This window comes from Butyrivibrio sp. NC3005, assembly GCF_000424545.1.
Lineage (GTDB): Bacteria > Bacillota > Clostridia > Lachnospirales > Lachnospiraceae > Butyrivibrio.
Genome location: NZ_AUKC01000006.1, coordinates 1 through 13,061, shown reverse-complemented (window position 1 = coordinate 13,061; position 13,061 = coordinate 1). Strand labels below are relative to the sequence as shown.

Here is a 13,061-nt window from a genome sequence, read left to right as displayed (position 1 = left end):
TGACTTCTTGTCACTTACATTCAGAAACTCGCATTTACTGCGAGTTTCGTGAGAACAAAAGTCAAGTGGCAAACTGGTCCAAGGCGAAGCCTTTTCAAATGGCCAGTTTGCGTAGTTTTTGGAACGCAGTGACAAAAAACTATAGATTTTTGTTGGGTATATGTAATAGATGAGTTCTGATGGCTTGTAATATTTCACGAGCAGAACTGTTTATAAACGTTGGTCTGGGGTTTAAAGGCATAAATAATGCCTTTAAATCTGCCTACGGCAGACGACATAATTTAAAAGTGTTTAAATTATGCCGCATTTACTTAGGTTCTGTTCTTTAGAACCTTATGTACCATTACGTTTATAATCAAGCGGAAGCGTGTCTGCGACGAAATATACAAACATCAGAACGGATTATATAAAACAATAACCTATAGGTTTTGTTTTCTAATTATGCCGCATCACTTCCGTATACGATTTGATAATACTGCTTTGAAGTTTTCTTATATACAACAGCATAAACTGTAAGGAATACTAGACATACTGCAAGGATTGACATATTAAACGTAAATGAATCAACGATTACCAGCATACTTATAAATAATCTTAGAATCTTGCTTGCTACCACCATATGCAGTATTGCTGTCACAACTGGAAGGAAGAACATTATCATTACCTGACTCTTAATTGTCTTTTTAGCTTCTTTTTCTGTAAGACCTGCATTAGAGAGAATTTTAAATCTCTTCTGATCTTCCATTCCCTCTGACATCTGCTTGTAGTAGATTATCATTACTGTTGCAATAAGAAACAGACTTGCAAGGAATATTCCTACAAAGAATGTTCCTCCATAGATACTGTAAAATTCTTTTCTTTCCTCATCCTTACAATTAACTCTTACATCACCTATTTTTTCTTCCAGAGCTTTTTTGAAACTTTCCAACTGCATTGTATCAATTTTCTTATTTTCATTTAATCCTATGTACATCGTTGGATAATAGAATAGGGTTTCTTTATCTACAAGCTCTTCAATAGAGTTTTGATTTTGAAGTACAACTATTTCTTTATCAAACAAAGACATTTGAGGATCAAATCCGCATTTAAGAGAGTCTTTTTCTATAGTATCTTTAACCTTTAACTCTTTTCCATAGATGTTTAAGGTACTATTTACTTCAACGTTCTCTGCTGAACTATATCTTAAAATTTCTCCCTGATTCAAGGTTATACTTGTTCCTACAGCTTTGTTATAATCATCAAGCGTCATAAAATATACAGTTCTTGTTTTACTTAAATCCAGAGATTTTTTCTTTATAGCTACAAGTTTATGACTATCAAGATCAACTCCGCACAAGCTTTCAACATATTTTCTTGAAGTTAAATCTTTTAATTCCAATCCGCTTTTATCAATTGCATAATTAACAGCATCTTCATATTCTTTGTCCGAAATATCTGAAGTTCTATTGCCGATTATAGTCATATCATACAGATACATTGCATTAATATTCTGTTCTCCAAGCGCCATTAGAGTACCAGAACATACCATAAGAAGTATTACTGCAGTTGACAAAATACATATAGATGCAAGTCCTGCTGCATTGTGTTTCATACGGAACATAAGATTAGAAACACTGATAAAATGCTTTGTTCTAAAATAGAATTTTTTATTTTTTTTCAACATTTTAAGAACAAAAATACTTCCGGAAATGAAAAGCATATATGTTCCTATTGATACCATAATAATCGCAATGACAAGACTTTCCAAAGATTCAAATATTGTTGAGGCATTCAAAGCCTTATAATATCCAACAAAGATGGTAAAAATACCGATAATAAAAAAGATAACGTTTACCTTTGGCTCTTTTTCTCCAATGTTTTCACTTCTTAAAAGTTCAATAGGATTTCCGATTCTTACTGAAATAAGGTTGTATATAAAGCATGCTGCATAAATACATGAAAAAAGTAAAACTGTAACAACCAAAGCTTTTACCTGAAACTCTAATCCACGTACATAAGGTCTGTGAATAAGTTTATACAACAAAAGTATCATAATCTTATTCAAAAAGGCACCAACTACAACACCAATTCCGATGCTGATAAATGCCTGAATAAAGCTTTCAACAAACATGATGAAGGTCATATTCTTTTTACTAAGTCCCAAAACTCCGTATAATCCAAGTTCTTTTCTTCGACCTTTCATTACAAACTGATTGCCATAGAATAAGAAAACAAGTGCAAATAATGAAACTGCTACGCTTCCAATTTTAAGGAACACAACAATATAGTTTGCTCCTTTGAAGGCTGCGACGCCGTCATTCATTACGTATTTACTGCAGGCTATCGCCTGAAGTGTATAAAAAATAAGTACTGTGATTGCTCCAACCAAAATATATGGAAGAACAGTTCTCTTATTTTTTTTAATTCCTGAAACCGCCATTTTGAATAATAAATGATTATTCACTATCTTCACCGCCTCTCATAAGTACTGTTACTGCATCACAGATTTTATCAAGCATTTCACTTCTAGTTTGATTGCCTCTGTAGATTTGATGGAAAACTTCTCCATCTCTTATGAACATAACTCTATTAGCATAACTTGCTGCAACATTACTATGAGTAACCATAAGAATTGTCTGACCGCTTTTATTTATTTCGCTAAGCTGGTTCATAAGATTTGTTGCTGCCTTAGAGTCAAGTGCTCCTGTCGGCTCATCTGCCAATAGAATCTGCGGATTAGTAATAAGAGTTCTTGCAACTGCCGTTCTCTGCTTCTGTCCACCAGATACTTCGTAAGGATATTTTTTTACAAGTTTCTCTATTCCAAGTTCTTTTACTAAAGGTTTAACTTTGGCATCCATTGTTCTATAATCTTCGCCAGCCAGAACAAGTGGAAGCTTAATATTATCTTCAATAGTAAAATTATCTAAAAGATTGAAATCCTGAAAAATAAATCCAAGATTTGTACGTCTAAAAATTGCTCTCTCATCATCTTTCATAGATGAATAATCTTTGCTGTTAACAAGTACCTTTCCTGCTGTAGGAACATCAAGACCTGCTAATATATTCAAAAGAGTAGTCTTACCACTTCCAGACTCTCCCATTATTGCTACAAACTCTCCCTCTTCAACACTAAAGTGTACATCGCGAAGTGCTGTTACTTCCTCAGTTCCAAGTTTTGCTTTATATGTTTTTTTAATGTGATTTACTTCAAGTAATGACATTTTTCTCTCCTTCTGTTTTTCGCCCAAAGTGCTTGACTTATTTCTGATATATGAATAATAACAAAAAAGGAAATGTAATGCCTTTTATTTAGCTTACATTTCCTTTTCCTAATCTTACATTTTTGTAAGGTCTGATGATTCTAATCTATCACTTAGCAAAATAATACGTACTTCAGTGCCCTTTCCTTCACAGGATGTAATCTTAAGCTTATGACCAAGTCTATCACATACACCTTTGCACAGATAAAGCCCTATTCCACTTGCTTTCTTATCCATTCTGCCATTAAATCCTGTATAGCCCTTGTCAAAAACTCTTGGAATATCTTCGCTCTTTATCCCTATTCCAGTATCATTTATAGCTATTTCCTGCCTGTCTTCAAAGACTTCTCTGTAAATCTTTATCCTACCTTTTTTGGTATATTTCAAAGCATTGGATAAAATCTGGTCAAATACAAACGAAAACCACTTTTCATCAGTAAGAATATTGCAATTCAAATTATCTAGTTCAACTGAAAGATGCTGATAAATGAATATTGTGGAATATTTTTTTACTGACTGCTTAACTATATGTTCCAAGCTACAAGTATCCAGTACTATATCCTGCATTTCTTCAAACCTCAGGTAGTTAAGCGCTATTTCCACATAATGCTCAATCTTTATAAGTTCTCTTTTGCAGCTACCAGTATCCACTTCTTCATCAGAAAAAAGGAGATTCAAAGCCGCTATAGGTGTTTTTATCTGGTGAGTCCATAAAGCAAAAAAATCTTCTTTTTCGTAATACTTTTCCCACTTTTCTTCATCTGTCCTGTCGGTAATAATTCTTTCTTCTTTCTCCTTTTTTTTCACAATATCTGCGTTATGAAAAAGACTTGTTATTATCGTTATAATAATAAAAAAAGATATTCCATAAAACAAAAACTCACATTCTATGTGATAAAGTATTCCTACTACTAATAGAATAACTGACAGCACACCATTGGAATTAATGTAGGTTTTATTGTTTTCCCAAAAAGTATCCAGTCCAAAATTTTCTCTAAGTGTTTTATTATTGTCCAACAATGTAGCCGATTCCTCTCTTGGTGGTTATAAAATTCAATATGCCTGCTGCCTCTATTTTCTTGCGTATTCTGGTGATATTTACGGTTAGTGTATTATCATCAACAAACTGATCATCTCCCCACAAAATTTCCATGATTTTTTCCCTGGAAACAACCTTGCCTGATTTTTCCATTAAAGTCTTCAGAATAAGATATTCATTTTTGGTAAGCTCTATTTTAGTATCCCCTACAAGAACCGTGGTATTATCCAGATTAAGTTTAACTTTCCCAACTTCAATTTCATGCACAGTAACAATATCTCCATAGCATCTTCTCATAATTGCCTGAATTTTCGCCATAAGAACCTGAAAATCGAATGGTTTGGAGATAAAATCGTCAGCTCCCATATTCATAGCCATAACGATATTCATATTGTCGTCTGCAGAAGACAGAAATATTAAAGGAACCTGCGATTTTTTTCGAATCTCACTACACCAATAAAATCCGTTATAACTTGGCAGATTCAAATCCATAAGAACAACATCTGGGTTACACTCTTCAAATTTTTCCATCACCTTTTCAAAATCTTCTATCAGGATACCTTTCATTTGCCATGTTTCTAAAAATTTCGCAACCTGAGATGCTATTATTTCATCATCCTCAACTATTAATACTTTTCTCATACATTTCCCTTTATTATTAAGTTTCTTTACTAAAAAATACTTGTTTCATCATTCTTGCAGTACGCATCAAAACAGTATGCTTTTCACAAACTTCTTCATAACCTTTCTGCGCTATTTTTTCTCTAATATCTTCATGCTCAAGATAATACTGTATCTTTTCCAGTAATTCTTCCTTATCATCATAAGTTTCCAGATGTACTCCAGGTATAAAAAAGTCTTTTATTTCATCCTGATTATTAGTTATAAGAAATCCTCTGCATGCCATTACATCCCAGATTCTTTGCGGAAGTCCTGTCCTTATGGCACGCATTGTTATGTTAAGATTTATCTTACTATTTCTATAAACATGCGGCATCTGAGAAAAAGATTTAGCTACTCCATGATTAATAATACCATCTGATAACTCATCAGCCTGACTGCCTGTAAATATGTGAAGTTTTCCGTTCCCGATACAGTCTGCAATACTATTTAAAATATCTACTCTTTCAATATATGCTATGTGAGGAGCTAAATATTCATTTAGAACGATATATTTATCCATATTCATAACAAGGTCAGTAGACGACTGAAAGTCCCTAGTTGATTTTTTTATAATATCAATATCATCAGCTTGAATATTATCATCCAGATAATCTAGTCCACTCCGCTTTTCTTCCATTTGTTTATTTACAAGCTTGTCAAAGTGAAGCTTGTTTTCAGAAGACAATTTTAGATTTAAAAAAGGATTTTTTTCTTTGTATAAAGAACCGACAAATGAAACATCATAAGCGTATGAAGTCGAATCTCCCAAAAGCTCAGCTACTCTTTCACAAGGAGCACCAAGCGGCATATAGAATACACCGCCTGGATTTTCCTTTTGAATAGATAAACACTGCATTTTATCAAATAAAAACACCTTGTTTACCTTACTTTTTATAGATTCATGAAATATCTGCAAAACCGGACAATCTACCGATTCTGCCAAATATATAATATTCATTCTATCACAAAATAGTGAAATAAATGGAAAATAGTTAATGGAAAAGATAAATAGTGGCCACTTTTCAAGTACCAGATTTCTTAAATTTCCTAACTTATCAGAAATACTAGATTCATTTCCATCCCAGCCATCTAAATCTTCTACTACTTCAAGTCCAAGTTTTTTAAATGCTTCTATGTAATCCGGCTCACAAATACTATCATATCTATAAAAAATAATATTCATAAATAATCACCTGAATAACTCTATACAATAGATTATTAAATTCTACTCTTTATTATAGCATTAAGCTATGCCACCTATTAGCTTTCTCTTAAAATACCTGTATCTTAACCAGGCTGTAATTCCGCTTATAGACCATACTATTCCGACAGACCACCAGATTCCCCATAATCCTATTAAAGAAATTGATGTTAACATAATAGGGACAATAAATCGTCCTATTACTTCAACTATGCCATTAAGTAAAGCAAAAAATGAATCTCCAAGTCCGTTTAAAACACCTCTAACAACGTAGATTAGTCCTAACATAACATAGAAAAAGCTTGTAATTTTAAGAGCCTTAGCCCCCATTACAATTACTGGCTCATCTTTTACAAATATACGGATTATCTCTTCTCCGAATATTTGTATAATAGGCAACATAAAAATAGAGAATACTACCATAAGTAATAGTCCTTTATGATATCCTTCTTTTATTCTGTCATTCTTGTCAGCACCATAGTTTTGTCCGGTAAAAGTTGAAAGTGCTGCTCCTAGAGTCTGATATGGCTGGTGAATTACCTGCTCTATTCTGCTTGTAGCTGTAAATGCCGCAACTGCAACTTTTCCATAAGAATTAACAACCTTTTGCAGTGCCATGCAAGAAATAGCTATCAAAGAAAACTGCAGAGAAAGCGGAATTCCAAGCTTTAATACCTTAGTAGAAATATCTCTGTCAAAGTTCATATCACTTTTTTCCATGTGGAAATATTCATTTCTTGCTACTGCGTATAAAAGGCAACTAATTCCTGAAACGAATTGTGCTATTACTGTAGCAACGCCCGCTCCAACTATGCTCATATGAAACTTACATACAAAAAGTATATCGAGAATCGTATTCAACAAGCAAGAAAAAATAAGAAAGTAAAGAGGAGTTCTGGAATCTCCAAGCGCCCTTAACATTGAAGATGCATAGTTATAAAGTGAAACAAATATTATCCCCACGCACATAATCTGCATATAAATAACAGCATCTTTCATTATTTCTTCCGGAGTCTCCAAAAGATACAATATTGGTCTTGCCAAAAAGAATGCGCATATTCCTACAATCAAAGGGAATACAAGCATAATATATCCGGTATTCACAATACAGCTCTTTATTTCTTTCACATTTCCTTTTCCAAAAAACTGGGACGTGATTATTCCACCACCACTTCCAATTCCGTTACAAAGTGCAAAAAAAAGGAAAGTTACAGAACCCGTAGCTCCTATAGCAGCAAGTGCATCTGCACCTACATACTGACCAACAATTACTGAATCCACTAGATTATAAAGCTGTTGGAAAAGATTACCTATAAGCATAGGTATTGAAAACTTAATGATTAACGAGATAGGATTACCCTCTGTCATATTTAATACTGATGTTTTTTGATTATTCATAATATCTAACCCTCCAATACTAATAGTAAACGAGTATCATTAGAAAAACCAGCAACTTTTTATCAAAGTTTGCCGGTTTTTTGTCATTAAAACTTTATTGTTTTGAGGAATAGAATTATAGTTCAAGATATATCAGCATAATTTATTACCTGTGTTGTTCTGCCAACCACTTCCACATGTTTATACCATTTTCTTTACATTCATTATTGAAAAAATATAACCATGACCAGTGCCCCATGTACTGATAAGCGTTTCCATCTTTATCCTTGTACAAACCTGTTGTATCATGAACATCTTTAAAAATACTGGTATGAATATTTTTACTTACTTTCTGTAGGCGAGAAATCGTCGGTTCTTCGTATTTTGCAGGGGGAACTGTTGTATCATTTTCTGCATATATAAACCATATAGGTATATTTTTGATAGCTTTTATCTGCTCATCTTTAATTCCCGCATCAGCATATGCTTCGCAAATTGGATATGCAGCAGCAAAGTAATCCGGATAATTCATTATTAAATCCATAGTCATGTAACCGCCATTTGAACAACCTCCAACAAGAATTCTGTCACGGTCTATGTCCTTATGAGCTTCAACATATGTATCAATAAGCTGCTTTAAATCTGCAAGATATATTGAATCTACTCCAGGATTATCCATCCAGCTGCCTTTTTCATCAAACTCCATCCAGAATGTCGGACACTGCGGTGCTAGAATATATGCACCTTTCATTACAGTCTGAAACTCCTCTCCATAAAGTGCTGTAACTTTATTTCCCAGAGTGTTAAGATGTGGATCATGACCTCCTTCTCCAGCTCCGTGAAGCCAGATGACAAGAGGATGTTTTTGGCCATCACTATAAGGCTCAAAAGATGCATATTTAAATTCATGTCCCTGAACGCCATTAAAAGACAATGTAGTATCTACATTTTGGAGCTGAGGATATATGGCATCATCAAAATTTATCGTTTTGTTTACCTGTATTAAATCAACTTCATTTCCCTTTGCATCTTTTAGAGTACTTTTTTTATTCAAACTGACAGTAAGATCATATGGACTACAGATAGTATTATTGCCCACAAACAAATCATAACAAAATGGTGTTCCCTCCTCTGGACCATAGTTAAGTTCCAATGCAATATACTCTGAATCCAAAGATTTCTCACCATTCTCATTGCATGTATATGCTTTTAGAACTTTGCGCTGTGTTTCAATTGTAATGTGTTTTGCAGCATTCTCCATCTTGCCTTCTGCAAGAGCCTTCCAGTTAAAGCTTTCCTTTGTTTCTACCACTTTAAATTTATCTGCAGAAACACAATCTCTTGTAACTACCTCATCAAACTTAAGGATAGTTTTAGTAACAGAAGGCCCCCAATCCATTCCTTCTACGACTACATTCTGAATCCCTACTAGTTTTTTGTTTCCCATAAAATGCCTCCCATAATTATATTAGTAACGAGGAATACATTGAAATTATACTTCTTTTTAGAAACTCCATCAAATCAGTTCCATTATCTACGTTTCTTTAGTTGCTGTTATATTCCTACCATCTTTTTAGGGTCCTATAGGAACTGTGAAATAACTTTTTTTCGATATGTTATGCATGTTATAATGTTTAATATTTCAAAAATTCTTTGACCTAATTTCATATTTTGCGATAAAATGGATTTAGGTTTCATTATAAAAAATAAAAACCAATGGAGGAAATTTATGAAATCTAAACTTATTTCTTTATTGCTGTCAACGTTTTTGGCAGTATCAGTTATCAGTGGCTGTAGCAACAACACTGCAAATGATTCCAAAGAAACATCAGCAAACAAAGAACAGGCATCAAATAATACATCGGCTACAATTTCCGACACATCTTCTCAAAAAAATGACAGCATCAATTCAACTGACACTTCAAACGTTTCATCTCCAAAGAACTTTGACGAACTCATCGCTTCTCTTCATGCAGGACAGTCTTATTCCTACGCACCAATCTGCGAAGGTGAAAAAGCTCTTCTTGTAACAAGCTATGCATTTGATGATCTTAATGGTCATCAGGCAACTTACGAAGCTTCCATTTATATAGAAAAGGATGGATCCACCCAGAAAGTTACAACAGTTCAAAGTGGTGGTACCGCTTACCCTATTGCACTTACTAAGGATAACTGCCTTATTCTCAACATGCGTAACTCTATTCAAAAGGCATATGTTGACAAATCAAGCGGCAAACTTGTTACAGCAGAAGACTCACATGTGAACTATCAGGATGCTGAAGATGGCTCTTACCATAACTATAAGAAAGATGCCGCAGAACTTCCGACAGATTCTACTTTATTTGATGATTTATCAAAGCAATATGAAAGTTCTGAAGTAATATCATTCACAAGCACTGGTATATCATCTGATGGTTTGCTAAAACTTGAAGGAGCTGTATATGCTTCATATGTTGGAGAAAATCTTTACAATATTAATACCTTCCTAGCATTTGACAGTGCATCTTCTGGTCATACCCTAACCCGTGATGGTGTTTCAAGTATACCTTTTACTTACGAGCTAACTGCCAAAGATATTACGTTCCATTTTGGTTCTGCTGACGATACTACTAAGGGTACAATAGACTGTAGCATCCCTTCGTATCCAAAGATAACACTTTCTGGTGATAATATATTTAAATCTGATTCAGTTTCCATTTCATGTGTAGAAGGGGCAGATCCAAAGACATTTGACGCTGTAAAATATTATGATAATGACAGCGAACTTCTAATGAAGGTTAAAACTTTTAATAAGACAACACTTTCTGGTGATTTATATCGTGCAGAAAAAATCAAAAAAGATAATATAGAAAACGCTAAAGTTGGGGATTCATTCTACTCAGTAAATGGTACACAGTTTACTGCTATTTCTTTTGAAGATGTTAATAAAGAAATAAACTACGCAACTGATAAAGAATTCAAGAGCGACGTTTTGGGCACAACAAGATATGACAAATTTCTTGTAAAATGCAGCGATGACAATTTTTATTATGCTCTTGAAAAAGAAGATTATGAGGAAGAATACAAAGTCGTTGCAATGTTTACTGAAGAAAATCTGAGGAAGCTTATAGAAGAAAACGTCTCCTTTACGATTAAAGATAGTTGTGAAATAATCCTTCTTAAAGCTGTTGCAAACGATACTTCTACAGAAATAAAAGAAGAATATACAGTTGGACGAGAATTTAAGGGTGACAACTATCCTGGTTGGTCAGATGGAGCTAAGGAATACTTTATGACCAGTGATATGCTGGTTTCAATAGGTGTTATTGACAAAGAAATCTATAATATAGTTCAGGTATATGTTCCTTAATATATCTGGCACATCCAAACAATTTATTTAAAAAATTATTCTCATTCTTCTTCTCAATATAATTAAATTTTAAAAATTTTGAACTAAGTTACTGAAAAATGCTGTTTTGAGCAATATCAGTAACTTAGTTCTATTTTTTAATAGCATCTTTTTCAAAAAAACATTAAAATATATATGATGATATGACATAAAAACTTTAAACATTTTTTCGGGAGATAAGTCACTAATGATAAATGGAAAAAAAATAGTTGCACTTTGTACTTATAGAATTCATGAAGCTCAGGAATTTTCTTTTGTCTCTGAGCTTGGTAAGCTACTCAAAAAAAATGATTGCTATCTATTTATCTATGCCCTAAATTCTGAAATCGGCATTACTAATGACACATCCCCTGAAGCAGAACTCTTTGACCTTATACCCTATGATAAAGTTGATGTTGTCGTAATCATGAATGAGAAGATTAAAGCTAGAAAAGTATGCCAAAGCATCATTGATAACGCATCTTCCAATAATGTTCCAATAATCGTAATTGATGGTGAATTCGAAAATGTCAGTATGGTAAGATATGACTATTCCAATGGTTTTGAAAATGTGGTTAGGCATATAATTGAATATCATAAGGTTAAACGACCGCATTTTATGGCTGGTCATATAAATAATCCCTTTTCAGATGAAAGAATTGAAATCTTTAAAAAGGTTCTCAAAGAAAACAATATTCCGTTTGATAATAGCATGATAAGCTATGGAGATTTTTGGGCAATTCCCTGCAGAAATGCGACTTTAGATCTTTTAAAGAAAGACGAACTTCCTGACTCTATCATATGTGCAAATGATATTATGGCTATCAATGTATGTGATGTGTTAACAGAAGCCGGTATTAACGTCCCTAATGATATAATAGTTTCTGGTTTTGACGGCATAGATGAAGCTTTCCTCTCTACCCCCGGGATAACAACAGCCATTTGTGACTACACCGAACTAGCACATACTGTGTGTGAATCAATTTTTGATGTTTTCTCTGGAAGTAATACCACAACAAGATGGATTGAACCATTATTTATCCCAAATGAATCTTGCGGATGTCCCAGAAAAGAACTTCACAAAAAGCCAACTGTAAGCGAGTTGAATAATCTTTTCTACCACCATGAAGACGAAATACATGTTTATCAAAATATCATTTCTAAAGTAATGATTGGAAAAGATACTTTACAATGCATATACTATCTAAAAGCAAACCATGCTAATTATGCACTTGTTATTATCGAAAAATCGTGTTTTGATCTAGAAAACAACTTTTTCTACGACAATGTTGAAAAAGGAGATAAATTAGTCGTTTTCGATCCTTACACTGAAAACTACACCCCATACCCATATGACCCAAAAACTTTCATTCCTCACCTTGATGAAATTATGAAATCTGGTGAACCTCTTATCTTCAACAGCCTTGTCTATATGGATAAATGCTGTGGTTTTGTATGCTATGCATATCCAAGAACTATGCTAATTGATTATAATCAAACTGCAAACCTGACTAATTGCTTTGAGATGAGTATTGGCGGTTATGTTCTTACAAAACATCAGAAATATCTTAGAGACAAACTTAGTAAAATGTACGAAACTGATGCTCTTACGGGTTTGTACAACAGACTGGCCTTTTTGTCGAAAATTGACAAAAAGTTAAATTCTACAGATTGTATAGGAAAAGACATCAACATCATATTGCTTGATTTAAACGGACTAAAGCAGATAAATGATACTCTTGGTCATATGTCTGGCGACAAAGCTATAAAAGCTGTCGCAACTTCTCTAAAAGAATCCTGTCCTCCTACTGCGATGTGCGTAAGAACTGGTGGTGATGAAATGATTGCCCTGATAATAGGTGAATGTGATACAAATAGTATTCTTCCAAAAATAGAAAGTAAACTCAACGATTTCAGTAACGAACTTGGCTTTAAGGTTTCTGCCAGCATTGGTACAAGTTCCCTGAAATATGATGGCGGCAAAGAAACAATCAGCAAGGCAATAGGACTGGCTGATGAACGAATGTATGAAATGAAACGCAGCTTTAAAAATAGAGTAAAATAAAGATTCCAAAAGTATGACTTCTTGTCACTTACATTCAGAAACTCGCATTTACTGCGAGTTTCGTGAGAACAAAAGTCAAGCGGCAAACTGGTCCAAGGCGAAGCCTT

The 13,061-nt window shown here is 33.7% G+C and carries 9 protein-coding genes; 2 read left to right on the top strand and 7 right to left on the bottom strand.

Annotated elements, in window-relative coordinates; translation table 11 throughout:
• Nucleotides 1–439 precede the first annotated feature (439 nt).
• The 7 genes from G634_RS17685 to G634_RS0102460 all read right to left on the bottom strand — a co-directional run bounded on the left by G634_RS17685 (nucleotide 440) and on the right by G634_RS0102460 (nucleotide 8,969).
• Entirely contained in the window at nucleotides 440–2,443 is a 2,004-nt protein-coding gene (locus tag G634_RS17685) for an FtsX-like permease family protein (protein ID WP_035798645.1), read from the bottom strand.
• Nucleotides 2,436–3,203, bottom strand: coding sequence for an ABC transporter ATP-binding protein (locus G634_RS0102485; RefSeq protein WP_026503974.1), 768 nt, complete (start codon nucleotides 3,201–3,203; stop codon nucleotides 2,436–2,438). Before G634_RS0102485 ends, G634_RS17685 begins: the two co-directional genes overlap by 8 nt.
• Nucleotides 3,204–3,317: 114 nt before the next feature.
• Nucleotides 3,318–4,259: a sensor histidine kinase gene (locus tag G634_RS0102480; RefSeq protein WP_026503973.1), complete on the bottom strand. Its 942-nt coding sequence runs from the start codon at nucleotides 4,257–4,259 to the stop codon at nucleotides 3,318–3,320.
• Nucleotides 4,249–4,923, bottom strand: a complete 675-nt coding sequence (locus tag G634_RS0102475) for a response regulator transcription factor (RefSeq protein WP_026503972.1) — start codon at nucleotides 4,921–4,923, stop codon at nucleotides 4,249–4,251. Before G634_RS0102475 ends, G634_RS0102480 begins: the two co-directional genes overlap by 11 nt.
• Nucleotides 4,924–4,939: 16 nt before the next feature.
• Nucleotides 4,940–6,127, bottom strand: a complete 1,188-nt coding sequence (locus G634_RS0102470; RefSeq protein ID WP_026503971.1) for a glycosyltransferase family protein — start codon at nucleotides 6,125–6,127, stop codon at nucleotides 4,940–4,942.
• A gap of 60 nt (nucleotides 6,128–6,187) precedes the next feature.
• Nucleotides 6,188–7,543, bottom strand: a complete 1,356-nt coding sequence (locus G634_RS0102465; protein WP_035798642.1) for an MATE family efflux transporter — start codon at nucleotides 7,541–7,543, stop codon at nucleotides 6,188–6,190.
• A gap of 145 nt (nucleotides 7,544–7,688) precedes the next feature.
• Nucleotides 7,689–8,969 (bottom strand): prolyl oligopeptidase family serine peptidase, encoded by a 1,281-nt coding sequence (locus G634_RS0102460; RefSeq protein ID WP_051233635.1) that lies wholly within the window; start codon nucleotides 8,967–8,969, stop codon nucleotides 7,689–7,691.
• A gap of 282 nt (nucleotides 8,970–9,251) precedes the next feature.
• Between G634_RS0102460 and G634_RS0102455 the strand changes: the two genes are divergently transcribed.
• Nucleotides 9,252–10,871 carry a hypothetical protein gene (locus G634_RS0102455; RefSeq protein ID WP_026503968.1) on the top strand — a complete coding sequence of 540 codons (1,620 nt, stop codon included), beginning with the start codon at nucleotides 9,252–9,254 and terminating at the stop codon, nucleotides 10,869–10,871.
• A gap of 226 nt (nucleotides 10,872–11,097) precedes the next feature.
• The gene (locus G634_RS0102450) at nucleotides 11,098–12,954 is read left to right on the top strand and encodes a diguanylate cyclase (protein WP_026503967.1); all 1,857 of its coding nucleotides are present in this window, start codon (nucleotides 11,098–11,100) and stop codon (nucleotides 12,952–12,954) included.
• The last annotated feature ends 107 nt before the right edge of the window (nucleotides 12,955–13,061 follow it).